This window comes from Bradyrhizobium sp. USDA 4011 (assembly GCF_054063415.1).
This window is the reverse complement of record NZ_JBSSGG010000001.1, coordinates 4275527-4300075: the sequence shown is the minus strand read 5'-3', so window position 1 is coordinate 4300075 and position 24549 is coordinate 4275527. Positions and strand designations below refer to the sequence as shown.

Genomic DNA, 24549 nt, shown 5'->3' with positions numbered 1-24549 from the left:
AAGCCGTGTCGTGTGACGCGCGAAATTCCGCGCGGCGGCTATTCCGCCGCCTGCAGCACGACCGGCCGCGGCACGCGCGCGATCCAGCCGTCGATGAAATGCTTCAGCCACGCGCGCTCGGCGGCATCGTGCACGGCGCGTTCGGCGAAGTGCAGATGACGCGGCTGCGCGCCGGGCGAATCCATTCGCGCGCACCCGCGCGTGGTCCAGCGATGCATCATCGCGTAGGTCACGTCAGGATGGAATTGCAGGCCGAAGGCGTTGCCGAACTGGAACGCCTGCACCGGGAAATCATCGCCCGCCGCGAGCAGGTCCGCGCCCGCGGGCAATTGAAAGCCCTCGCCGTGCCAGTGATAGACCCGCGCAGGCCAGTCCGGGCACAATGCGCGGCCCGCCTCCGTCGGCCGGACCGGGTAATAGCCGACCTCGACGCGGCCTTGCGGATGCGGCGCGACCTTGGCGCCGAGTTGCCGCGCCAGCATCTGCGCGCCGAGGCAGATGCCCAGGAACGGGCGCTGCTCGCGCAGCGGCACTGAAATCCAGTCGATCTCGCGTCGCACATAGTCGTCGGGATCGTTGGCGCTCATCGGCCCGCCAAAGATCACCGCGCCGGCATGCGCCTCGAGCGTGTCGGGCAGCGCGTCGCCGAAGCGCGGGCGGCGGATGTCGAGCGGGTAGCCCAGCGCGCGCAGGGCGTTGCCGATCCGGCCGGGGGTCGACGTCTCCTGATGCAGGACCACCAGCACCGGCCGCAGCGACGCCTGGTCTGCCGGCGTGACCGCGGCCGGCCTTCGGCTCGCGAAGGGCACCACGACACGGATTGGGTCAGACCGGAATGACATTGCCTCTGCTTAAAGTTTCGGCACGTAAGGCACGATCATAGCTAAGTGGTCGTTAACATCGTGTGAGCTTGCGCACACCCGTGCGAAGCAAATCGCGGGCCAGAGACAGCCTTAACGGCGATGAACGGGCTTTCCGGATGAAGCTAGCGCTTGCGCAGCTGAAAACCGCCGACCGCGGTCAGGATGAAGGAGCGCGGAAACAGCCGGAGCAGGAGCGGCACCAGCTTGATGAAGGCGCCGGGCAGCACGGCGCGCTTGTTGGCCATCAGGCCGCGATAGGCCTGTCGGGCGACCTCGGCCGGCGCAACGTCGAGGATGGCGGAATCGAAGCCGGGGGCAAAGCCGGCGCGGTCCTGGAATTCGGTCGGCACGGGCCCGGGGCAAACCACGGTGACGCGCACGCCCTTCGGCGCCAGTTCGCAGCGCAACGCCTCGGAAAACGACAGCACATAGGCCTTGCTGGCATAGTACACGGCCATGCCAGGGCCCGGCAGGAATCCGGCGATCGAACCGAGGTTGAGGATGCCGCCGCGGTTGCGGATCAGCTGGTCGGCAAAGCGCAGCGTCAGGTCGGTCAGCGCGCGGATATTGACGTTGATGATGTCGAGCTGTTCGGCGCGGTCGCGCTCCACGGCGAGGCCGAACAGGCCGAAGCCGGCATTATTGACCAGATATTCGACCTCGACCCCAGCCTCGGTCAGGGCCTGTGCGATCCTGTCGCCGGCATCGGTCTGCTGCAGATCGCAGGGAATCACGATCGGCGCCGCGCCGCCTTTGGCGCCGAGCTCGTCGGCGAGGGTCTTGAGGCGATCGGCGCGCCGCGCCACCAGCGCCACGCGGTGACCATTCGATGCAAACACGCGCGCCAGTTCGGTGCCTATGCCCGCCGATGCCCCGGTTATCAGCGTCACACGCTCAGTCACGTTTCAAACTCTTACTGCAAATTCTAGTGAGGTCCCGACGGGGCGACGAGAGCATAGGGATGCGGTGTGACGCAAGCCGCGTATGGGCTTGTGGATAGCGGCTGGGCCGCTGGTTTCGTGACGAAACGACCGATTTTCAGTCGGATCGCCCACAATCGCGGCGGACATTAAAATTTCGTCATCCGCAACGCCGGCAGGCGGGCGTCCACTTGCGCAGGCAGCCGTGTCAGATTGCCGCGTCTGCCGTGCCCCAAGGGCCCTTTGGCAGCTCGGCCTGCTTCTCGGCGACCCGGTGCTTGAGATCAATGCGGTCGCGCGAGGAAATGCCGAGCAGATCGGCAGCACGCCAGACCACATTGTCCTCGAACTCGCTCACCTGGCCGTCGGCATAGACCAGCTCCCACATCATCTCGACGATGCGCAGCCGTCCCTCCTCGTTCACCGAGCGCATGATCACACTGGTAAAGTGATAGAGATCCACGGCCTCGCCCTCGACGCGCATGGCGGAGGCGATCAACTTGTCGGCGGTGCCGGGATCGAGCTGGAAACGGCTCTCGATCAGGCTGTGCAGCTTGCGCGTCTCGGCCGGCGTCGGCTCACCATCCAGCGAGACGACATGCACCAATAGCGCCGTCGCCGCCAGGCGGTAGTCGCCGTCATCGAAGGCGCGGTCAGCCTGGGCATCGGGGGAGACGATATCGGCAATGAATTGGCGGAGTCCGTCGAGCATCGCTCTCTCTGTGGGATGAAGCCTGGAAGCTTTGATTGAGCATCTGTCCGGAAAACCGCCGGACCATGCGCTGTTGAAATCTATATGGCGTGGAAACAGAACCGGCGCAATCCGCGCGGGTTCCCGCTGCGGCATTACGTTTCAGCAAGCATTACGTGTCGGCAATGTGACTACGGTATCTCGTACACCACGAGCTTGTCGGCAATGCCGCGCAGCGCCGCTTCCTTCTGGATCGGCTTGATCGCCGCGCGATCGAGGATGCCCGCGACTTCTGCCGATTCCATCACCGGCTGGGTCAAATGGATTTCCTGTGACGTCGACAGACTCTGCACCCGTGCGGCGATATTCACGGTCTGGCCGAAATAGTCCTGCCGCTCGTTCAGCGTCACCGCGAGGCACGGCCCCTCATGGATGCCGATCTTGACGATCAGATCTTCCTTGCCGCGCTCGGTGTTGAGCTGCTTCATCGCGGTCCGCATGCGCAGGCCCGCCGACAATGCATGCTCGGGCCGGACGAAGGTCGCCATTACGGCATCGCCGATCGTCTTCACGACTGCGCCGTGTTCGGAGGCGATGATCTCGAGCAGAGCGTGGAAATGCGCGCGCACCAGGTCGAACGCGGCGAGATCGCCAACCCGCTCATAGAGCGCGGTCGATCCTTTGAGATCGGTGAACAGGAAGGTCAGCGCGGTGATCTTCAGCCGCTGGTCGACGGTGAGGTTGTCGGCCTTGAACACGTCGCGGAAGGTCTGGTTCGACAGCATCCGCTTCGCGGTGAGGATCGGCTTGCGCCTGCCGAGCAACTTGTGCAGCGGATCGCCCGCGATCCACACCGAAGGCAGCACGCGGACGTCGGCGTGATTCTCCAGCGAGAGCCGCAGCGGCCCCGGCCGCATCGTCGAGGTGCCGGTCGGCGCATGGGACTTGTTGAACGCGATCGAGAATTGCTGACGCTCGGTGGTCGGCTCGCCCTCGACAGCAAAGAAATGCGCCGAATGCGTCACCGGCTCGAACACGATGACGAACTGACTGGGCAGATTGAGCGAAAGGATCGCCTTTTCGCCGGGCGGCAATTCGAGCCCCTCCAGTGTCACCTCGTTGATCAGGGTCGACACCGCGCTCTCGTCGAACTCGATCCCGGAACTCCAGAACATCTGGCGGAAATATTCCCAGATCGGCAGCGTGTTGGGATCGTGCGCGGCGATGTGGCGGACCCGCGGGCTGACGGTGAAGGCAACCTCGACCAGCTCGTCGACGGAGGCCTCGTAGCCGGCCGCGCACAGCGCGCAATTATAGTCGTCATGGCGCAGCGACTTCAGCGTGGTGTGGGCGTCGAGCACGCCGCCACATCCCGGACACAGCACGTTCCAGCTCATGTCGAACAGCCCGAGCCGCGAAGCATGCAGGAAGCCGGAGATCACCTTCTCCTCTTCCAGCCCGGTGCGGCGCGAGAAATCCAGGGCGTTGATGCGATTGAGCTCGCGGTCATGGCCGTCCGCGATCAGCTGCTGCATGGCATCGACGACGGCCGGATCGGCCGTCTGCCTGAGGACTGCGAAGTGGGCTTGCGTATCGCTCATGGTGAGCCCCTAGAGCATGATCCGGAAAAGTAGCGGTTTTCCGCAAAGATCATGCTCAAAACAAAGAGATAGAGCGGGATGACGATTCGACGAAGAGTTACCCGCCGTAGATGAGCATTGGGACACCGTCGCGCAAGGTCAGCGCGGTTTGATCGTGAACACCGGCGAGCGGTTCGGCTGTGTCGTCACCACGCCGATCGGAAGCACCGGATCCTTGTCCGCCAGCGCGACACGGAATGTGCCGATGATCTTCGCGAGCGCAAGCGTCGCCTCGACCAGCGCGAAATGCGCGCCGATACAGACCCGCGCGCCGACCCCGAACGGCAGATAGGCGAAGCGATCGGGCGGCGTTTCCGCCATGAAACGCTGTGGCACGAACGCGTTCGGATCGCGCCACAACTTTTCATGCCGATGCAACAGCCACGGCGCGATCAGGATTACGTCATGCTTTCTGACCGGACGGCCCGCGATGGTGTCGGGACCACCAGCCGCACGCGCGATCAGGAACGCCGGCGGATAGAGCCGCATGGTTTCGTCGATCACTGCGCGGGTGAATTTCAGCCGCTCGATGTCGAGCGCGCCAGACGCCGTCACGCTCCTGACTTCTGCTGCCAATTGTTCCTGGGTCTCGGGATCGAGCGCCAGCAGATAGAGCGCCCAGAACAGCGCGGTCGCGGTCGTCTCATGGCCGGCCAGGATCATCGTCGCGACCTGGTCGCCGAGCTGGGCGTCGGTGAAAGCCTCGCCGGTTTCGGGATCGCGCGCGGCACCCATCAGGTCGAACAGGTCGCGGGCCGGTGCGTTGTCATCCTTGCCCGCGGCGCGGCGCTCGGCCATCAGCTGGCCGACAAACGCGGTCCAGCGCTTGCGGAAGCGGGCGCGTCGGAAATCCTGCAGGGTCGGCCAGCTCAAGGGCAGCACCAGGTCGAGCATATGCGGTCGCGCCAGCGTGTCGCCATACTCCATCACGAAGTCGCGCAGCGCGGCGCCGTGGCGATCCATGCCGAACGAGAACATGGTGCGGCCGGCGATCTCCAGCGTCATGCGCTGCATCACCTCGCGCAGATCCACCGGGCCGCCGCTCGCGGCCTTCAGCTTGGCGATGGTCTCGTCGACCGCCGCGATCATGTAGGGCACCAGCGTCGTCACCGCGCGCGGCGTGAATGCCGGCGCCAGCGTGCGGCGCTGATGCTTCCACGCGCGACCCTCGGCAATCAGCAGTCCCTCGCCCAGCATCGGACGCAGCACGCGGATGCCGGCCGGCGTGCGCGTGTAATTCTCGTAATTGTCGACCAGCACATGGCGGATCGCATCCGGCGTGTTGAGGATGAAGCTCGAGCGGCCGAGAAAGCGGCCCTGGACGATGTCGTCCTCATAGGCGCGCTGGCCCCAGGTCTCGATCGGCGAGTTGCGCATCACCCGCATCCGCTCGAACGCACCCATGTCGTCGGGCGCGCGCGGCGGCGCCGGCGGGACCAGGGGACGCCGCGTGACCGTGATATCGTGGACTTCGGCTATGCTCATGGTCCTCGCTTCCTGCCTCACGCAACGGCCGATCCGGCCACGCGATCCCGGCGCCATGAAGGCGCGCGGACCCTCTACCAGACCTAGTAAGTCAGCTCGGCGACTGCAATCCGATTCTCCGACGCCGGCCAGGCCCGCGCCACAATGCGCTCCCTATTGAAGATCGCAGCCACCGGACGGCCGACATCGGCTGCGGCGAGCCGCAACGTCGTCACCGCATCGGTCGGCACGCCGGATTTGACATCGGCCGGTTCCTTGCCGGTCCAGCAACACGATATCGCGCGGCAGCCCGAAATAGCCACGCGGCCGTGACATCAGCACGATGGCGCCCGCACCGGCATCGGCAGGCAGCAGCGGTCGTGCCGCGCGCAGATGCACGATCTCGGACGAGCGCGGAAATGGCGAGCGATAGATATGCGTCGTCACGGCATCAGGCGAGGTCAGCACGAATTCGAGCGGCCAGGACGGATCGACCTGCGCCGGACCCCAGCGGCCGTCGGCGCCGGTCTGCGAGCTGTGCAGCGGGCCGCCGATGCGCTCGCCGGTTTCGGCCGACACGCGATAGATGTCGACCGTGGCGACCGGCACCGGCCGGTTGGTCGGCACGCCGCCGGGCGTGCCCGTGACAAGGCCGCTCAGCCGCACCGCCGTCTCCGGCGTAATCTCGATCCGCGACGGCTCGTGCCCCGCGATGAACATGTAGATCTCGCGAAAGGCGCGCGGATGATACGCGGTCTCGCGATGATCCACCGCGCCGAGCACCAGGTTGGTCGCGCCTTTCAACGCCGGACCTTCGGACGTGACGTTGGTCGGCGTGCCCGGCTTGCCGATGAAGCGGCCGTCGGCTTGCGCATATTTGTCGAGGCCATCGCTGCGCAAGGTCAGGAATGCGGTGCCGACAGTCACTTCGCTGTCGCCGTCGTTCAGCCCGCGCAGGAACGGACCGCGCCCGTTGAACTCGTTGCCGAGCCCGTCGTCCGAGGCATACACACCGTGATTGGGCGTGCCGCACAGCACCGCGTGGCTGATGTCGCCGCCGCCACCATTCTTCACATAGTTGCGGATCGCATTGCCGCCGCGCGAATTCCCGACCAGCGCGATGCGTGCGGCGTCGCTCTTCTGCTTCAGCTCCCTCACCGCCTCGGCGAGCTCGCGGCGCTGATCCTCGGTCGAGGAGCGGCCCGCCTGCTCGACCGTGTCGTCCGTACGCGCCAAGGGATCGGCGAAATTGATCGCGGCCATGCGCTCGCGCGGTACGCCGTTGGATTCCATCCGCCAGAGCGTCGTCAACCAGAGCGCGGCGTGATCGCCATTGCCATGCACGAACAGGATCGGCGGGATGTCGCCGGCGGGCGCCGGCTGCGCCAGGGCCGGGACGGCAAGACGGCCGGACAGCAGGGACAGTGCGCCGGCCGCTTGCAAAATTGTTCGCCGCGTCAGCGCCATTGGTCCCCTTCCTCAGGTCTTTCAGTGGCTTGGCTGTGTCCTACAGCCCGTAAGGATACCGTAAACGCTGGACAGGACACGCGTTTCGCGGGCATCAGTTGATGCAGCCGGAATCATTCAACAAGCCATAGCAGGCCAACCGGAACCGGATATGACCGCACCGCCTGATCGACCCGACCGTATCACTGCTCCGTTGCGGCATTCAATCTTCCGGCGGATCTGGCTCGCCAGCCTGCTCTCCAATCTCGGCATCCTGATCCAGGGCGTCGGCGCTGCCTGGGCGATGACCCAGATGACCGCGGAGGCCGACAAGGTCGCGCTGGTGCAGACCGCGCTGATGCTGCCGGTGATGCTGATCGCGATGCCGGCCGGCGCCATCGCCGACATGCATGACCGCCGCATCGTGGCGCTGGTGTCGCTGGCGATCGCGCTCTCCGGCGCCACCACGCTGACGGTGCTGGCCTGGCTCAATCTGGTGACGCCGAACATCCTGCTCGCGCTGTGCTTCGTCGTCGGCAGCGGCATGGCGCTGTTCGGCCCGGCCTGGCAATCCTCGGTCAGCGAGCAGGTGCCGTCGGAGACGCTGCCCGCCGCGGTCGCGCTGAACGGCATCAGCTACAACATCGCGCGCAGCTTCGGCCCGGCGATCGGCGGCATCGTGGTCGCCTCCGCAGGCGCCGTGGCGGCATTCGCCGCCAACGCCGTGCTGTATCTGCCGCTGCTCGCCGTGCTGTTCCTGTGGAATCGCATCAGCGAGCCGTCGCGGCTGCCGCGCGAACGGCTGAACCGCGCCATCGTTTCCGGCGTGCGCTACATCACCAATTCGCCGTCGATCAAGATCGTGCTGACCCGCACCATGGTGACCGGCATCATCGGCGGCTCGGTCTCGGCCCTGATGCCGCTGGTGGCGCGCGACCTGCTGCATGGCGGCGCGCAGACCTACGGCATCATGCTCGGGGCCTTCGGCATGGGCGCGGTGATCGGCGCGCTCAACATCAGCGAGATCCGCAGCCGGCTCAGCGGCGAAGCCGCGGTGCGCACCTGCGCGCTGCTGATGGCCGTCGCGATCGCGATCGTCGCCGTGAGCAAGCAGCCGGTGCTCACCGCCGCCGCGCTGGTGGTTGCCGGCGCGGTGTGGATGCTGGCGATCGCGCTGTTCAATATCGGCGTGCAGCTGTCGGCGCCGCGCTGGGTTGCGGGCCGTTCGCTTGCGGCCTTCCAGGCCTCGATCGCCGGCGGCATCGCGATCGGAAGCTGGTGCTGGGGCCGCATCACGGACCTCGGCGGCGTCGAGATGGCGCTGTTGATCTCCGCCGGGGCTGATGCTGCTGTCGCCGGTGCTCGGCATCTGGCTCAGGATGCCGCCGGTCGGCGCGCGCAACGAGGACGCGACCGATACGCTGGCCGATCCCGAGGTGCGGCTGCAACTGACCGGACGCAGCGGCCCGCTGGTGGTCGAGATCGAATACCGGGTAGCGCAGGACAATGCCCGCGCCTTCCACAATGTGATGCAGGACGTGCAGCTCAGCCGCCAGCGCAATGGCGCCTATGGCTGGTCGATCGCGCGCGACATCGCCGATCCCGAATTGTGGACCGAGCGCTATCATTGCCCGACCTGGCTCGATTTCCTGCGCCAGCGCAACCGCGCCACCCAGATCGAGCGCGAGCTGCATCAGAAGGCGGCCGGCTTCCACATCGGCGCGGAGCCGATCCGGGTGCGCCGGATGCTGGAGCGTCCGTTCGGCTCGGTGCGCTGGAAGGAGGAGACCCCGGACCGCGCCGCCAAGGAGGTGATCCCGGTGGTCGCGACCGCGGCGGGCAGCAGCACGTAATTTCTCAGTCGTCGTTCCCGGGACACGTGAAGCGCGAGCCCGGAATGACGACGATCGGAGCTACTGCCCGTTATCGATGAGCGTCTGCAGGCAGGCCTTGCTGAGGCGGCTGCGGTGCTCCTTCAGGCAGGCCAGCACGACCTGATCGCCCTCGCCGAGATGGGCGCGGCAGAACCGCGAGGCGTCGCGCGAGCAGGCATCACGCCCCTGCTGCTGTGCCGAGGCGGCCGACGTCAACAGAACCAGTGGAACGACGGCGAACAGAAATCGGGTCATCTTCAAAGCCTCTAAGGAATGCAACGCCGGTTCTATAGCGTTTCAGGGCCGCGAAGAAGCTTGAAACCGGGGGCGAAACGGCAGGTTCCGCCCCGGGATGACCATCCCGAGATGGCCTGCGTCTCGTCGCCGCAGGTTTGCCCGTCAGATGCCAAAATCACTCCGCGGCGGCCCTGCGCTGGGCGGCGAGATCGCGATCCAGCACCACGCGGCAGCCGCTGCTCAGCTGGGAGCGATTCTTGACCATGCAGGCGGTGATCCTGGGGATGTTCGGGATCTCCGCGCTGCACAGGCGGAACGCGTCGCCCGAGCACATCTGCTGCGCCTCGGCGCTGAACGCAAAGCTCGCCGTCGGCGACAGCACGGAAACGCAGGCCGCAAAAGCCAACGCGACGCCGACGCTGCGAACTGCACGTCCTAGAACCTGACTTTTGAAGACGGTGGTCATGATCGGCTCCCATCGGCGCCGCAAATGGCGGGGCCCGTTGTTCGATCGTCCGATCCTGAACGGCAGCGCGTCCGAAGACTGTGACGGTCATCACGCATGGGTAAGGCCCGCTTTTTGTTGTCCTTCCGGCGCCTTGTTGGGATCGCGTTAAGACCTTGTTGGCATTAATCGGTCGTTACGGCTGTGGCGTATCCTTAAGTTCCGAGAGAGTGTGTAGCGATGCGTAGTGCGTTGGGCCTGATGCTGGCCAGTGTTGTAGCGGCGATCGTGATCGCCGGCGTGTGGTTCTGGACCTCCTCCCCGCGTGCCGACGCGGCTGCTCCGCAGACAACCGCCGCAGCCAAGGCCGATCCGCTCCCTGCGGCCGCGGCAAAGCAGGCTGCCAAGGACGATGTCGAGACGACCGCCGCGCTGTCGAAGCGCGCCGATGCCACCCAGGCGGCAGCCCCGGCCGCTGCCCCCGCCCCGGCGCCGGCCCCGATCGCCGCCGCACCCAGATGCGCCAATCCCGACGCGCTCGGCATCAGCCGCACTGTCGTGGTCGACACCACAGGCGGCCCGGGCTTCGGCTTCCTGCAGTACAAGCAGTATGACTTCCTGACCGACCATGAGGTCGTGCTGACCTTCGACGACGGTCCGTGGCCGACCACACCCGCCGTGCTCAAGGCGCTGGCGGACGAGTGCACCAAGGCGGTGTTCTTCCCGATCGGCCTGCACACCACCTATCACCCGGACATTCTCCGCCAGGTCGCCGCCGCCGGCCACACCATCGGCGCCCACACCTGGTCGCACGCGCATCTGGCGAGCAAGAAGATCACCGAGCAGCAGGCCAAGGACGAGATCGAGAAGGGTTTTAGCGCGGTGAAGCTGGCGCTGGGTGCGAACCCCGCTCCGTTCTTCCGCTTCCCGGCGCTGGCGCATACGCCGGCGACCACAGCCTATCTCGGCACCCGCAACATCGCGATGTTCTCGGTCGACGTCGACTCCAACGACTTCAAGTCCAAGAGCTCGGACGAAGTCATCAACAACGTGATGACCAAGCTCGACAAGGAGCACAAGGGCATCATCCTGATGCATGACTTGCAGAAGCACACCGCGCAGGCGCTGCCGACGCTGCTGCGCAAGCTGAAGGCGGGCGGCTACAAGGTGGTCTGGATGAAGGCCAAGACCCAGATCGAGACGCTGCCGGAATACGACGCGATGATGGCGAAGACCGAGAAGCCGGTCGCATCGGGCCGGCCGATCGGCAACGTCGTGCAGACGGTCGCCGAGTAACGCCGCGAACACGCTCAACGCAAAGCGCCCCTGGATCCGATCCAGGGGCGCTTTCGTTTGTGGTATCGGGGGGCAACGGTTCCCTGCCGCAGATGCGCGCCGCCAAAATATCGAAAACAACCCCATGCAAAGGAGCGGGCGGGTACTGGCGCTCGACAAAGGCAACTTGACTAGTCGGGCAAATCGCCGATATAATTCTATTATTCCGAAATTGCGTGAACGCCCCTCACCGGGACCATATGCGATCGCCCTGCCCGCAAGCGGAAGAGGGAGCAGCTTCCCTTTCGGCGCTACCAGTAAATCCCGTGGCGATGCAGTTCGCCAATGATGCGGCCCTCGGTCCAGCGCCGCGCATGGCGGCGATGGCTCGACGCGCGCGCGGTCGTCCGCTGCTCCGGCGCAGGCCTGGCGTCCGGCGACGCTGACGGCTGGACGTTCGCCTGCTGCACTGTCTCCTGCTGCATTGCCGGCTGGGCCTGCGGCTGTGGCGCCGGCGCGGCAGCTGGCACTGACCGCTCGATATATTTTGGCGCCTCCGGCGGCTTCGGCGGTGCCTCGACGGCGGGCACCCGCGCATCCGCAACCTTGTCCGCCGTGCTGACCGCATTCGACGCCGCCGCGGGCAGCGCGTGGGCCCCGCCCAACGACAGGCTTCGTTCGCCGGCCTGCGCGGAAGCGGAAGCCAAAACCATCGCCGTGATCAGGAGGAGTTTGCGCATTGGTTTTCTCCCGTAGATCGCGGGAAGACTAACCACGCCGCACGCGCGGCTATGTGAGCTGCTTCACGCAAGCCATCGCGGCCGCGCTCAGCTCCGCGTGATCGCCCGCCGCAGGCCACCACCGCGGGTGGCGGATCATCCGACAAGCAGAGGCGTTCGCGAACGTTTGGAATTGAAAAAGAGATCGTTGCGGGTCGCCCCGGTCAGAAATCATGGATCCCTAGCACTGCTCGCCGTCTCAAAAACGTTCGATACTTCGCCAGAAAATTTCCGCAGTCGCAGTCCGAATGTCTTGCAGAATCGGGCGAGCTCTTCTTCCTTGGCCGGCCTAGCTGTTCCCCTAGAGGTCCGCGGCAACAGGGAAATCGATTTCGGCGTAGCGAGGAAGGTAAGCCCCCGCCTTTGCCGCCACAGCCAATATGACGTCTCGCACGCCCAGGTCCTTTGGGCGGCAACTGCTGTCGCCTCCCGCGTTTCCGGACTAGCAGCGTTGACTGTTGCAACGTGGTGATTGCGCCAGCTCTCAAGCAAGTTCGCAGCATATCCGTCGCCCTGATCCCAGAGCGAAACGTAAATCAGCTTGGCACCTAAGCCTCTATCCTGGCCTGCAATTAGCTCAGATCGCGTTTTCCGTTGTTTCAGGCGATACTGCGCGGCCCAACAAGGGGCAGTATGATCTTTCATTCGAGCCCTCGCAGGGTTCAATTGCGAAGCCGGATGATTTCCCCTTCATCCCCTCGCAACCCTGACACCGAGGGAAATCACACAGCAGGTAAAACGCGGTTGCCCCTCGTCCACTCGATTACTCCAAGTGGAATCGATTCCCTTGGTTTCCGGCCACGCTCTGGAAATCTTCTTTTGGCCGATCGTTGATTGGCCTCTGGGGCCCCAAACAGGGAGGGGTACTATTTCGCAAAAAACCGTGGTTACTCGGTGGTTCCTACGCCTGACCTGACATCCAGGCAGAAAGCAGAAAACCGACGATTTTCAGCGCAAAATGCTGGTGCCGCAAGAGGGACTCGAACCCCCGACCCCGTCATTACGAATGACGTGCTCTACCAACTGAGCTATTGCGGCGAACCGTTCGGCAACGGCCTGACAGCGCGCCACCTGATATCGGGCATGACCTCGATTGGCAAGGAAAACGCAGCCATTGAACCGCGCGGCGGTTATCTAACCGCCAATTAGCTTCCCAAACGTGACAGAAATCCGCGCCAACCGCCGATCTGGGCCTTGGCCGGGCCGATTTGTTCCGCAAATTCGTCCACCGAGCCGTCCTCGTCGACCCCCGGGTCGTCGGGGGCCCGGACGATCGGGATGACGGCCGGAATCGGCGCAGGCGCCGATTTCGGCAGGTCGGTCCGGGAACGGAACAGGGGGGCGGGCGCCGGGGGAGCCGATTCGGCGGCCGGGGGCGGAGCCGGCTCCGATGCGGGCGGGTCGGCCTGAACTGGGGCCGGCTCAGCCTCGATAGCCGCCGGCAGCGGGGCGTTATCCTGCGCCGTCGGGGTGGCCGGCTCGATGGGCTTGACCTCGACCTTGACCTCGACCGGCTCAGGCGGGGGCGGCTCGCCGGCCAGTTCCTTTGGCGGCTCGACCCGGCGCGGCGCCAGCATCGCCTCCTCGAACGGCGAGGGCTCGATCGCATGGCCCTTGTCGGACGGCAGCGCCGCCACCGGGGTCTGCCACTGGAAGGCATCGAGACGGCCGGTGACCGGCGAGACCGGACGCCAGCGGTCGGAGACATAGCCGTCCGCGGTCCACACCGGATCGTGCAGCGCGCGCACCGCGCGCAAGGTCCAAGCCCGCGCCCGGCCGCTGTCGCCATGCTCGGTGCGCTCGATCTCCGCCATCAACAGCGCGACGCGCTGCGTCGGCGCCGCCGTGAACGGCTCCAGCGCCGCACGCGCCTTGGCGAACTCCGTCGCATCGATCGCGGCGCGCGCGATCGCCAGCGCGCCCTCGATATGGCCCGGCGTTTTCGCCGCCAGCGTCTCGACGCGCACCAGGCGCTGGCGCGCGGAATCGCCGAGGCGCACATGCGAATAGGCATCGGCGAGATCGGGATGCGGCTGCGCCAGCCACGCGGTCTCGACGATCCGCATCGCACGGCGCACCTGATGCGCCTCGCTCTCGAATTTGGCGGCAAGCACCGCGGCCGGGATCAGCGTCGGCGCCAGCTTGAGCGCCTCCATCGCGCTCGCGCGCGACAGGTCGCGATCGACGGTCTCGAACTCCAGCGCGCGGGCCGTGAGCAGCACGCCGCGTTGCCGCCGGTAGGTCGCCTTGTCGATCAACCCGGAGGCCTGGTTGTTGTCGATGATCGACAGCGCACCGGCCCAGTCACCCTTGGCGCAGCAGAAGCCGAGCACCGCATGCGAGGCCCAGGACGAGGACGGCGACATTTTCAGCGCTTCCTCGGCAATCATCACGGCCGCAACCGGATCGTCGGCACGCTGCGCCTCGATGAACAGGCCGCGCAAACCGAGCAGCCGCGTGTCCGGGCGCTCGGCCATGGCGCGGAAGGCGCGCTGCGCGCCATCGCGGTCGCCGTCGAGCTGCGCCGATTGCGCGTGCAGCAACAGCGCCAGCGGATCGCCGCCGGCATGGCGCCGCGCCACTTCGGCATGCGCCCGTGCCGCCGACGAATCGCCATGTCCGATCGCGAGCAGGCCTTGCGTGATGGCGTGACGGCCGCGCGCGTGGCGCCGCTCGCGCCTGCCGCGGCGGATATGTCCGGGGATCTTCCACAGGCCGCGCAGGATCACGCCGGCGACCATCGCGACGATGATGACGAGGCCGAGCAAATACATCGGCTGCTTGGACGTGAGGCGCAAACCGCCCCAGTTCAGCACGAGATCGCCGGGCTGATCGGCCAACCAGGCCGCACCCGCTGCGGCGAGTGCGATCAGCAGCAGGAACAGAATGATCCGGATCATCGAGAACCTATTGCAAAGACTTACTGGTTGACCGTGGCGAGCGCCGCCATGGCGTTGTCGGCAAATTTCCGCGACGCGTCGAGCGCGGCGCGGCGCGCGTCCACCTTGGCGAGCCAGGCTTGCGCCGCGGCGCGATCGGCCGGCGGCAACGACTTCAATTCGCGCTCGGTCAATGCGAGATCATTATGCACGGCGGCCGATGTCACGCGCGCGACGATGCTGCCGCGGTCGGTCCCGGTGCCGTCGGTCCGCTCGATGCGGATCAGCTTGGAAGCACCGGCCTGCAGACGATCGACCAGCCCCGCGCTGGCCGACGCGGCGTCCGGCGGCGGCGGTGCGAGTTGCGGCACGATCTCGATCAGATCGCGGCACAGCTTATTCGGACTAGGCACGCCTGACGCGGCGAAGACGTCGAGCGGCTTCAGCACGTCAGGATTGTCGGCAATCGCTTTCGCCGCCTCGAGCGCCGAGGCATAGGGATCGCCGTGACGAACCGCGACGTCGAGCAGCGATGCCGCCACCACGCGGCGCAGCGGCACGTCGTCCGCCTTCGCCTCGGCCTTGGTGTCGGCGATCTTGCTATTCTGCTTCGCGATCGCGGCGCCCTGCGCCTTCACCGCGCCCTCGATCTTGTCGATGCGTGCCGTGATGCCGGAGATGTCGGGCGCAGCCGCGCCATCGCGCGGCGTGGCCTTCGCCTCATTGACTGCCGCCGCAAGCTTGTCGGATTGCGCCCGCGTCGCGGCGAGCTCGGTGCGCAACGCGGCGATCGATTTGTCGAGCGCGTCCAGCCGCGCGGTTGCCGCGGGATCGGCGGCCGCAGTGACCGGCCTGCTCGCTTTTGCTTCAAGCGCGGTCAGCCTCGTGCCGAGCTCGGCGACCGTTGCGGCACTGGGCGGCGCGGACACAGGCGGCACCGCCGGCCAGCCGAGCAGCCAGCCGACCCCGATCACCAGCGCTGCCGCGACCGCACCCGATACCGGCGCCACCACCCAAGGCGACACCGGCCGCGACGGCTCGGCCCCGGACGCCGCGGGGGCGGCCTCGGGCTGCGGCTCCGCGTGGGGAGCAGGATCCGGATCGGGCTCCGTCTCAGGCGCAGCCGCCTCCGCTGCCTTGTCAGTATCCTTTTCGGTATCCTTGCCGGCTTCCTCACCCCCCTCCGCCTTCGGCGGCTCGCTGGAGATCTCGGTCGCCTGAAGGTCGATGGTCGGCGGCGCACGCTTGGGCCGGGAATCCGGCGAAGGTCCTGGGTCGTCGGGCCTTTCTTCAGCCATCGCGAGGGTCCTCAAAACTACTGGGCACACATTCTAGAGCATGATCCTATCCGATTGAATTGGATCATTCTTTTATCCTTTTGGTCGCGTTTTCTTAACGCGAACCGGTCCACTTCGCTTGAAGACGCTCCGTCAGAATCGGCCCAGGTTCTTAGAGCACGATCCGAAAAACGGAGCATTGCTTAACATCATGGTCAGACGAAAGAATTATTCCACCCGCGGCGGCAGGGTGCGGCCGAGCGCCTCGAGCAGGGCGTTTTCGTCCGGCCGCGCCGCCACCACCACATTGGTGGCGCCGGCGTCATGGAGCACCGCGGCTACCGCGGCCGAGATGCAACATTGCGGCAGAGCGAGCGCCGAAATCTCGATTCCGTCGGCCCGTATGATGTCCAGGAACGCCTGCGCGCTGCGGCGGGAATAATGCAGCACCGCGGTGATCCGGTTCGCCATGAAGGCGTCGCTGACCTCCGTTGGGAAGGCGGCCACCGGCGCCATCCGGTAGGTTGTGTGGGTGACGACGCTCAGCCCCTTTTCGCTGAGTTCGCCGGCGAGATCGCGCGACAGGTCGGCGCCGGCGAGATGGAGCAGCGTCGCTGATGCCGCAAGCTCACCGGCCTTGACCCGTGCAAGCACGAGATCGCGCAAGCTCACCGCATCGCCCTTGGCCACCATCACCTTGTCGAAGCCCGCGGCGCGCGCGGCGTCGGCGGTGTGCGCGCCCACCGCGAACAACGGCAGACCCAGTAGCCGGCTGCCGGCGAGATCGAGTGCGCGCAGCGCATTGGCGCTGGTCAGGATGACCCCGTCATAATCCGCGTTGTCGTCGTGGAACGGCATCGGCTCGAAGCGCAGCACCGGCGCCGCGAGGGCCTCGAAGCCGCGTTGGCGCAACGTCGCGAGCGTCGCTTCGTTGTCCGGATGCGGTCGTGTGACAAGGATCGTCACGCCTCAGGCCTCCAGCCTTGTAAATTCGACCTTGCCGACCGATTGCACTTTGAGACCTCGCAATGCTACCCCGTAAGGGGACATTCTGATGAACATGATCTTGCCGGAAACCGGTTCCGGCCTGTCCGGATCATGCTGGTAGCACAAGGGCCTGAATTGGGACACGAACCACCGATGCTGGTGCTGGGGATCGAGACCACCTGCGATGAAACCGCAGCCGCGGTGGTCGAGCGCCAGGCTGACGGACAGGCAAGGATCCTCTCCAACGTCGTGCGCTCGCAGACCGACGAGCACGCCCGCTTCGGCGGCGTGGTGCCGGAGATCGCCGCGCGCGCCCATGTCGACCTGCTGGACGGGATCGTCGCCTCCGCCATGAAGGAGGCCGGCGTCGGCTACGCACAATTGTCGGCGGTCGCGGCCGCCGCCGGACCCGGCCTGATCGGCGGGGTGATCGTCGGTCTCACCACCGCGAAAGCGATCGCGATGGTGCACGACACGCCGCTGATCGCGGTGAACCATCTCGAGGCGCACGCGCTGACGCCACGGCTAACCTGTGCGCTGGCGTTTCCCTATTGCCTGTTCCTGGCCTCGGGCGGCCACACCCAGATCGTCGCCGTGGTCGGCGTCGGCGAATATGTGCGGCTCGGCACCACGGTCGACGACGCGATGGGCGAGGCGTTCGACAAGGTGGCGAAGATGCTGTCGCTGCCCTATCCCGGCGGACCGCAAGTCGAGCGCGCCGCGGCCGGCGGCGACCCGACGCGATTTGCGTTTCCGCGCCCGATGCTCGGCCGTCCCGATGCGAATTTCTCGCTGTCGGGATTGAAGACGGCGGTGCGCAATGAAGCCAGCCGGCTGGAGCCGCTCGAGCCGCAGGACATCAGCGACCTCTGCGCAAGCTTCCAGGCCGCGGTGCTGGAATCGACCGCGGATCGGCTGACCGTCGGCTTGAGGTTGTTCCAGGAGCGCTTCGGCACGCCGCGCGCGCTGGTCGCGGCCGGCGGTGTTGCCGCCAACCACGCCATTCGCAGCGCACTGCAGGATGTCGCGGCGGAGGCGCAGACCACGCTGATCATCCCGCCGCCGGCGCTCTGCACCGACAATGGCGCGATGATCGCCTGGGCCGGCGCCGAACGGATGGCGCTTGGCCTCACCGACACGCTGGAAGCGCCGCCGCGCGCGCGCTGGCTGCTCGATGCCAACGCCAAGGCGCCGGCCGGCTACGCCAACAGCCGCGCCGGATATTGAGTCATGTTTGCCGAAGTGCGCTGCGGACACTCCTTCACCTCGCCCCGCCTGCGGGGAGAGGTCGGATCACATCGAAGATGTGATCCGGGTGAGGGGGACTCTCCGCATGCCCGGTGCCCGCGGATACAGCCCCTCACCCCAGCCTTCTCCCCGCAAGAGCGGGGCGAGGGAGCACAACTGAGCTAGGGGTTCCGATGCCCGCGCATATGTCAGTCAGCGTAATCGGTGCCGGCGCCTGGGGCACGGCATTGGCCGATGTCGCGGCGCGCGCCGGGCGCAAGGTGACGCTGTATGCGCGCAATGCCGAGCATGCCGCGCAGATCCAGGCGACGCGGGTCAATCCGCGGCTGGCCGGCGTCCAGCTGCATCCCGGCATCGCGGTGACATCGGATATCGCCGCTGCCGCGCGCGCGGACATCATTCTCGCGGTCACTCCGGCGCAGCATTTGCGCGCCGCGGTCAGCCATCTGGCGCCGCATCTTGCGCCCGATACACCTGTCATCGCCTGTGCCAAGGGCATCGAGCACGGCACGCACAAGTTCATGACCGAGGTGATCGCCGAAGCAGCACCGCGCGCGGTGCCCGCGATCCTGTCGGGGCCGAGCTTTGCCGACGACGTTGCGCGCGGATTGCCGACTGCCGTGACGTTGGCCAGCAGGGACGAGGCGCTGGCGCGCGCGCTCGTCCAGGCGCTCGGCTCGGCGACCTTCCGGCCCTATCACACCACCGATGTGCGCGGCGTCGAGATCGGCGGCGCGGCCAAGAACGTGCTGGCGATCGCAGCCGGCATCGTCGTCGGCAGGAATCTCGGCGCTTCCGCGCTCGCGGCGCTGACCACGCGCGGCTTCAGCGAACTCGCGCGATTGGGCCGCGCCTGCGGTGCGCGCACCGAAACCCTCGCCGGCCTGTCTGGGTTGGGCGATCTCCTGCTCAGCTGCTCGACCGCGCAATCGCGCAATTTCGCGCTCGGCCTCGCGCTCGGCCGCGGTGAAGCGGCGCCGGTCGGCAAGCTCGCCGAGGGCGCATTCACCGCGCCGGTGCTGTGCGAGCTCGCCGCCGCGCGGAAGGTCGATATGCCGGTGTCAAACGCGGTCGCCGCGATCCTGAGCGACCGGCTGACGATCGATGACGCGATCGAAGGCCTGCTGACGCGGCCATTCAAGGCGGAAGGTTAGCGCTTGTCGCAGTGACGCGTTTTCTCCACGCGAGACGGCGACCGCTTCGTTCAAGAGCGTTCTCATCAGCGCGCCGTCGCGAAGGCGACGAGGTCGTGCAGTCCGGCCCCCGCTCCATCGGGTGTCACGCCGAGTTCCTCGGCTGACGCGTTGCTGCGGTTGACCCAAAAGGTCGGATAACCGAACCATTTTGCGCCGGCCACGTCCCATCCGGCGAATGCGGCAAAGACGATCTCCTCCTTCTTCAGTCCAAACGCGTCGACACCCATTTGATAGGCGCGCGCGTCCGGCTTGAAGGCAGCGACCTTGTCGGTGCTCAGGTGATCTTCGAACAGGCCCTCGAGCCCGGAATTCTTGATCACCGCGTCCAGCATCGGTGCCGTGAAGTTGGAGAGAAACGCCATGCGCAGGCCGACGGCGCGAAGCTGCACGAGCGCCGGCACGACATTCGGCCACGCCTTCAGTTCCAGGTAGCACTGCATCAGGCGGTCGCGCTGCTCGGGCGAGAGCGAGATCTTCATCGCCTTTGCCGCGAACACCAGCGCGTCCTCGGTGACCCGCCAGAAGTCGGCATATTGCCCGCCGAGCGTCCTGAGCCAGCTGTATTCGAATTGCCGTGTTCGCCACACGGCGCTCAGCTGCGCACCCATGCCGGGGAACATCTCGTCGAGCCGGGCGGATACGGGACGGGGATCGATCACCGGGAAGCCGTCGAAGGCGACCGCCCGGAACGGCGGGCGGCCTGCTGCGCGCGACCGACCGGGCAGCACCGTCGCCGCCGTGACGGAAGCCGCGGCCAGGGTCGTAAACGTCCGGCGATCCAGGAGCATGTCGATTCCTCGCATTGTGTGCTGCCAGCGTTCACACAATTGCGTGTTGGCACAATCGCCCGATTTCAGCAGAGATCATTCCGTGTTTCAGAACAATCGGGGAGGGGATGACGATGGACCGGCTCGAGGAGCTCCGCCTGTTTCTCGCAATCGTCGACAGTGGAAAGTTTGCAGCCGCCGGCCGCAAACTCGCACGTTCTCCCTCCTCGACGACGCGGATCGTCGCCGAGCTCGAGCGGCGCCTCGGCATCCAGCTGCTGCAACGGACCACGCGAAAGCTGTCGCTGACCGACTCCGGCGCGCGGCTTGCGGCGCAGGCGCGCCGCCTGCTCGCCGATTATGACGACGCGATCGACGGCGCGATCGGCGAGGCCGCAAGCCTGCGCGGCAACATCAAGCTGTCGGCGCCGACGCTGTTCGGCAGCCGTCACATCGCACCGCTGGTGCGCACATTCCTTGAACGTCACCCCGACATCACGCTGCAACTGGCGCTCGAGGATCGTCTCGTCGATCTGATCGACGAGCGGATCGACATCGCGCTGCGGATCGGCCATCTGACGGACTCCTCGCTGAGGGCCCGGCGCGTCGGAGAAGTCCGGCGCATTGTCGTCGCCAGCCCCGATTATTTGAAGCGACACGGCCGGCCGCGCAGACCCGACGATCTCGCGCAGCATCACGCCGTGACCTTCGTCAATCAGGCCAGCCCCGCGATCTGGTCGTTCCAGCACAAACAAGGGGGTCCGCAGAAGGTCAAGGTATCCAGCCGCATGGAGGTCAATCGCGCCGAGACGGCGATCGGACTGACGCGCGACGGCATGGGCTTGACGCGCGTGCTGTCGTACCAGGTCGCGGGTGAACTCGCGACGGGATCCCTGGTCCGCGTGCTGAGGGATTATGAAGTCGCGCCGATACCGGTCCAGCTGGTCTATCCCAGCGCGCGCCTGATGGCGCCGCGCATTCGGAGCTTCCTGGACTTCGCCGCCGGCGAGATTCCGCAGATCGCGTTCAACCCCCTATAGCGGGTCTGCGCCGGTCGCGCTGGACGGCGCGGACTTCCGCCCAGAGATCATGCGCTGTGCTAGCGTAGCGGCGACCGTCGGATCCCGTTCCAACAACAAGAAACCGAACTTGGGGAAAGTACATGCGTCAACCGCGTCACGTTATCGTTTCGATCAGCATTCTGCTTGCCGTCGCCACCTCCTGCGCCACCACCCGCGCGCAAACGGCCGTCCCGTACGACGAACTCGCCAAGCGCGAGGCCGCGGCGAACGCCGAGGACGGCAAGCGGGTCGCCCCGCTCAAATCGATCGGCAATCCCTCAAGTGACGTCTCCCCGGAGATGCAGGCGATGATCGGCGCGCCCTACCCGCCGCATTTCAACGCCGACCCGAAGACCCCTGCGGAGTGGAAGGAGCTGATCGACCGCCGCGCCAAGCTCCTGATCGCGGGTATTCCCGCCATGAAGGCGAAGCTCGGCGTCAAGGTCGAGGAAACCAGAATTGCCGGCGTGCACTGCTACATCGTGACGCCGAACAAGATCGCGCTCGAGAACCGGCGGCGCCTGCTGATCCACGTGCATGGCGGCGGCTACGTGTTCGGCCCCGGCGAAGCCGCGTTGCCGGAGGCCATCATGATGGCCGGCTTTGGCGGCTATAAGGTGATCTCGGTCGATTACCGGATGCCGCCGGACTTTCCCTATCCGGCTGCGATGGACGACGCGATGGCGGTCTGGAAGGAAGTCCTGAAATCGCACGAGCGCCACCGGCTGGCGATCTTCGGCACCTCGACCGGCGGCGCGATGACGCTTGCGATGGTGTTGCGGGCGAGGGACGAGAAGCTGCCGCTGCCTGCGGCCATCGCGCCGGGTACGCCATGGTCCGACATCGACAAGATCGGCGACAGCTACGCGAGCAATGAGTGGGTCGACAACGTGCTGGTGACATGGGACGGCTGGCTCGGCCGTGCGGCCAAGCTCTATGCCAACGGCACCAGCCTGAAGAATCCCTACATCTCGCCGATCTACGGCGACTTCAAGGGCTTCCCGCCGACCATCCTGACATCGGGCACGCGCGACCTGTTCCTCAGCAACACGGTTCGCACGCACCGCAAATTGCGCCGCGCCGGCGTGATCGCCGATCTCAACGTCTACGAGGGGCAATCCCACGCGCAGTACCAGATGAACATCGATGCGCCCGAGACGAAGGAGGCATTCACCGACATTGCCAAATTCTTTGATCGATATTTGAAGCAGTGAGCGCGAGAGCTTCTTTATCTGGCGCGTTTTCTTCACGCGAACCGGTGCCGATCCCGCATCGCGTGCGGGACAGGCTTCGCTCGAAAACGCTCTGGCATCGGCTGCCCGCGCTTGTCGCGGGCGCCCGGGTGCCTGTAGATTGCCGCGCGATGAACGATCGAGACTGGGGTGAGTCGCAATGAACTACTGGCTGGTGAAATCCGAGCCGTCGGTCTGGTCGTGGGACCAGCAGGTCGCCAAGGGCGCGAAGGGCGAAGCCTGGACCGGCGTGCGCAATTTCACGGCGCGGCAGAACCTCGTCAACATGAAGAAGGGCGACAAGGCGTTCTTCTATCATTCCAACGAGGGCAAGGAGATCGTCGGCATCGCCGAGATCATCAAGGAGGCCTATCCGGATCCGACCGACAAGACCGGCAAGTTCGTCTGCGTCGACATCAAGGCCGACAAGCCGCTGAAGACGCCGGTGACAATGGCCGCGATCAAGGCCGACAAGAAGCTCGCCGACATGGCGCTGGTGAAATATTCGCGGCTCTCGGTGCAGCCGGTGACATCAGAGGAATGGAAATACGTCTGCAGGATGGGCGGGCTTTGACGTCGTCCCGGCGAAGGCCGGGGCCCATTACCACAGGGTTGCGTTGTTGAAGCGCGCTGTGGCCACAGCTTGTCTCTGCAATCAAGATTTGGGGTTATGGGTCCCGACCTTCGCCGGGACGACAGATCGTTACGCCCCGGCCGCCATCACCACCTGCGCCAGCAATTGCTCGCGCTTGGACTGGGTGCGGTAACCGCCCATCGTCGCGGCGAAGCGTTCGAGGATGCCGTCCTCGAAGGCGGTGACGATGGTGTCGTGGACATAGCTCTTGCGGCAGATCGCCGGCGTGTTGGAGAGCTGGTCGGCGGCGGCGCGGATCGCGTCCAGCACCTGGCGCTTGCGGCCGCGCTGGCTGGCGGCCGGCGTGATCCGCGACAACGATTCCACGACGACGGCCGAGGCCATCAGCGTGCGGAAATCCTTCAGCGAGATCTTGATGCCGGCGAGCTCGCGCAGGAACGCATTCACCGCGGTGGTCGACGCAGCGCGGACGATGCCGGAGCGGTCGTAATACTGGAACATGCGCTTGCCCGGGACGCCGCGCAGAATGCCGATCGCACGCACCAGCTTGGCCGCATCGCATTCCTTGCGCACGGCCTTGCCGCCCTTGGCCTTGAAGGTCAGCACCAGCGAATCGTCTTCCAGCGTGACGTTGGACTTCAGAAGCGTGGTGGCGCCGCGGGTGCCGTTGAGGCGGGCATAGGACTCGTTGCCGGGCCGGATCGCGGTGCGCGCGATCAGCTCGATCACCGCCGACAGCGCGAACTCGCGCGTCGGCTCGTCGCCGGACAGGAACGCCGAGACCTTGCGCCGGATCTTCGGCAGCGCGGCGACGAGCTTGGCCAGGCGATGCGCCTTGCGCTGCTCGCGGACCTTCTCCCAGTCGGCGTGATAACGGTACTGCAATCGGCCCGCGGCATCGCGGCCGACCGCCTGCAGATGCGAGCTCGGATCGCTGGAATAGCGCACCTGGCGATAGGCCGGTGGAACCGCCATCGCGTGCAGCCGGCGGATCGTCCGCGCATCGCGGACCCGCGAGCCGTTGGCACGGATGAATGAATAGTTCTTGCCGCGCTTGATGCGGCGGATGGTCAGCTCATTCTGGTCGCCGAGCCGCAGGCCGAGATCGCGCGCCAGATCCTCCACCGAGGTCTTGATGGTAGCGGGCGCCTCAAGCTTGAGCCTTGCCCGGAGCGACTGCACCTTTGCCTGCGGCTGCTTGGGCCATTGGCCCAGCGCCTTCGCCAGGGCGACAGCGGGATCGGCGGACATGGGCCGCACAGCCGCGATGTTCTGCTGATCCATCATACTTCCAAGACGCCTTGTTCCGCTGTTCTCCCGGTAATGCCGTTGCTTCGGGCTTCGTTCCGGTGGGGCCGTCCGGCCTCGGTTTCGCGATTTAGGGCGTCGAGGCCGACATTGCGAGTCGCGAATCAGTTATCGACGGTTACTAAATACCTTTCATGGGTGCCATTCGCCCGCTAACCTTGATTTTGGTCGCTCCGGGATCGGTCAAAATGGCCAGATCGCAGCCCGGAACCGGCTTTGGGGAGCCGATCAGGCCGGCTGGACCGCGCAAATCAGGTCAGAGACCATGTCCTTACACGCGCGGCGCGCAGCCTCATCCGCACGCTATAGGTTGGCCGACCCCCTGTCCGGCCGGCACGGGCCGCGCGGCGCGAACGGGCGTCCTT

General features: G+C 66.2%; 20 protein-coding genes, 1 tRNA gene and 2 pseudogenes. 8 read left to right on the top strand and 15 right to left on the bottom strand.

Features of this window, described 5'->3' with window-relative positions:
* Nucleotides 1–38: 38 nt before the first annotated feature.
* The 6 genes and pseudogenes from ACVW1C_RS20130 to ACVW1C_RS20105 form a co-directional block, all read right to left on the bottom strand.
* Nucleotides 39–842 (bottom strand): glutamine amidotransferase, encoded by an 804-nt coding sequence (locus tag ACVW1C_RS20130; RefSeq protein ID WP_456759903.1) that lies wholly within the window; start codon nucleotides 840–842, stop codon nucleotides 39–41.
* A 143-nt stretch (nucleotides 843–985) separates the two neighbouring features.
* Nucleotides 986–1765, bottom strand: a complete 780-nt coding sequence (locus ACVW1C_RS20125) for an SDR family NAD(P)-dependent oxidoreductase (RefSeq protein WP_456759902.1) — start codon at nucleotides 1763–1765, stop codon at nucleotides 986–988.
* A gap of 226 nt (nucleotides 1766–1991) precedes the next feature.
* On the bottom strand, nucleotides 1992–2495 hold the full coding sequence (locus ACVW1C_RS20120; RefSeq protein ID WP_092121262.1) for a tellurite resistance TerB family protein: 504 nt from the start codon (nucleotides 2493–2495) through the stop codon (nucleotides 1992–1994).
* A gap of 170 nt (nucleotides 2496–2665) precedes the next feature.
* Nucleotides 2666–4075, bottom strand: coding sequence for a DUF5939 domain-containing protein (locus tag ACVW1C_RS20115; protein WP_456759901.1), 1410 nt, complete (start codon nucleotides 4073–4075; stop codon nucleotides 2666–2668).
* A gap of 138 nt (nucleotides 4076–4213) precedes the next feature.
* Nucleotides 4214–5599, bottom strand: coding sequence for a cytochrome P450 (locus ACVW1C_RS20110; protein ID WP_456759900.1), 1386 nt, complete (start codon nucleotides 5597–5599; stop codon nucleotides 4214–4216).
* Nucleotides 5600–5682: 83 nt separating this feature from the next.
* A pseudogene (locus ACVW1C_RS20105) lies at nucleotides 5683–7045 on the bottom strand (hydrolase).
* A gap of 151 nt (nucleotides 7046–7196) precedes the next feature.
* On the opposite strand from ACVW1C_RS20105, the pseudogene ACVW1C_RS20100 reads away from it, so the two are divergent.
* Nucleotides 7197–8877, top strand: a pseudogene (locus tag ACVW1C_RS20100) (MFS transporter).
* Nucleotides 8878–8937: 60 nt separating this feature from the next.
* On the opposite strand, the gene ACVW1C_RS20095 reads toward ACVW1C_RS20100, so the two are convergent.
* On the bottom strand, nucleotides 8938–9153 hold the full coding sequence (locus tag ACVW1C_RS20095) for a cysteine rich repeat-containing protein (protein WP_456759899.1): 216 nt from the start codon (nucleotides 9151–9153) through the stop codon (nucleotides 8938–8940).
* Between the two features lie 157 nt (nucleotides 9154–9310).
* Nucleotides 9311–9601, bottom strand: coding sequence for a hypothetical protein (locus ACVW1C_RS20090; RefSeq protein ID WP_456759898.1), 291 nt, complete (start codon nucleotides 9599–9601; stop codon nucleotides 9311–9313).
* A 219-nt stretch (nucleotides 9602–9820) separates the two neighbouring features.
* Between ACVW1C_RS20090 and ACVW1C_RS20085 the strand changes: the two genes are divergently transcribed.
* Nucleotides 9821–10876 carry a polysaccharide deacetylase family protein gene (locus ACVW1C_RS20085; RefSeq protein WP_456759897.1) on the top strand — a complete coding sequence of 352 codons (1056 nt, stop codon included), beginning with the start codon at nucleotides 9821–9823 and terminating at the stop codon, nucleotides 10874–10876.
* Nucleotides 10877–11166: 290 nt separating this feature from the next.
* Here the strand turns inward: ACVW1C_RS20085 and ACVW1C_RS20080 are convergent, their stop codons facing one another.
* Nucleotides 11167–11595 (bottom strand): hypothetical protein, encoded by a 429-nt coding sequence (locus ACVW1C_RS20080; protein ID WP_456759896.1) that lies wholly within the window; start codon nucleotides 11593–11595, stop codon nucleotides 11167–11169.
* A 1001-nt stretch (nucleotides 11596–12596) separates the two neighbouring features.
* Nucleotides 12597–12672 (bottom strand) — tRNA-Thr (locus ACVW1C_RS20075).
* On the opposite strand from ACVW1C_RS20075, the gene ACVW1C_RS20070 reads away from it, so the two are divergent.
* Nucleotides 12646–12783 carry a hypothetical protein gene (locus ACVW1C_RS20070; RefSeq protein ID WP_456759895.1) on the top strand — a complete coding sequence of 46 codons (138 nt, stop codon included), beginning with the start codon at nucleotides 12646–12648 and terminating at the stop codon, nucleotides 12781–12783. The two genes, ACVW1C_RS20075 and ACVW1C_RS20070, sit on opposite strands and share 27 nt — an antisense overlap.
* On the opposite strand, the gene ACVW1C_RS20065 is transcribed toward ACVW1C_RS20070, so the two are convergent.
* The 3 genes from ACVW1C_RS20065 to ACVW1C_RS20055 form a co-directional block, all read right to left on the bottom strand.
* On the bottom strand, nucleotides 12780–14534 hold the full coding sequence (locus ACVW1C_RS20065; protein ID WP_456759894.1) for a heme biosynthesis HemY N-terminal domain-containing protein: 1755 nt from the start codon (nucleotides 14532–14534) through the stop codon (nucleotides 12780–12782). The two genes, ACVW1C_RS20070 and ACVW1C_RS20065, sit on opposite strands and share 4 nt — an antisense overlap.
* Nucleotides 14535–14554: 20 nt before the next feature.
* Complete coding sequence (locus ACVW1C_RS20060; RefSeq protein ID WP_456759893.1) at nucleotides 14555–15811, bottom strand: hypothetical protein; 1257 nt, start codon at nucleotides 15809–15811, stop codon at nucleotides 14555–14557.
* A 207-nt stretch (nucleotides 15812–16018) separates the two neighbouring features.
* Nucleotides 16019–16756, bottom strand: coding sequence for a uroporphyrinogen-III synthase (locus ACVW1C_RS20055; RefSeq protein WP_456759892.1), 738 nt, complete (start codon nucleotides 16754–16756; stop codon nucleotides 16019–16021).
* A 174-nt stretch (nucleotides 16757–16930) separates the two neighbouring features.
* Between ACVW1C_RS20055 and tsaD the strand changes: the two genes are divergently transcribed.
* Complete coding sequence (tsaD, locus tag ACVW1C_RS20050) at nucleotides 16931–18004, top strand: tRNA (adenosine(37)-N6)-threonylcarbamoyltransferase complex transferase subunit TsaD (protein ID WP_456763122.1); 1074 nt, start codon at nucleotides 16931–16933, stop codon at nucleotides 18002–18004.
* 194 nt (nucleotides 18005–18198) lie between these two features.
* Entirely contained in the window at nucleotides 18199–19179 is a 981-nt protein-coding gene (locus ACVW1C_RS20045) for an NAD(P)H-dependent glycerol-3-phosphate dehydrogenase (RefSeq protein ID WP_456759891.1), read from the top strand.
* 65 nt (nucleotides 19180–19244) lie between these two features.
* On the opposite strand, the gene ACVW1C_RS20040 is transcribed toward ACVW1C_RS20045, so the two are convergent.
* On the bottom strand, nucleotides 19245–20009 hold the full coding sequence (locus ACVW1C_RS20040) for a haloacid dehalogenase type II (RefSeq protein WP_456759890.1): 765 nt from the start codon (nucleotides 20007–20009) through the stop codon (nucleotides 19245–19247).
* Between the two features lie 113 nt (nucleotides 20010–20122).
* Here ACVW1C_RS20040 and ACVW1C_RS20035 point away from each other — a divergent pair, with 113 nt between their 5' ends.
* From ACVW1C_RS20035 to ACVW1C_RS20025, 3 genes are all read left to right on the top strand, one after another.
* Nucleotides 20123–21028, top strand: a complete 906-nt coding sequence (locus ACVW1C_RS20035; protein WP_456759889.1) for a LysR substrate-binding domain-containing protein — start codon at nucleotides 20123–20125, stop codon at nucleotides 21026–21028.
* 122 nt (nucleotides 21029–21150) lie between these two features.
* On the top strand, nucleotides 21151–22263 hold the full coding sequence (locus ACVW1C_RS20030) for an alpha/beta hydrolase (protein WP_456759888.1): 1113 nt from the start codon (nucleotides 21151–21153) through the stop codon (nucleotides 22261–22263).
* Between the two features lie 178 nt (nucleotides 22264–22441).
* Nucleotides 22442–22855, top strand: a complete 414-nt coding sequence (locus tag ACVW1C_RS20025; protein ID WP_456759887.1) for an EVE domain-containing protein — start codon at nucleotides 22442–22444, stop codon at nucleotides 22853–22855.
* Nucleotides 22856–22984: 129 nt separating this feature from the next.
* On the opposite strand, the gene ACVW1C_RS20020 is transcribed toward ACVW1C_RS20025, so the two are convergent.
* The gene (locus tag ACVW1C_RS20020; protein ID WP_456759886.1) at nucleotides 22985–24163 is read right to left on the bottom strand and encodes a DNA topoisomerase IB; all 1179 of its coding nucleotides are present in this window, start codon (nucleotides 24161–24163) and stop codon (nucleotides 22985–22987) included.
* Nucleotides 24164–24549: the final 386 nt, after the last annotated feature.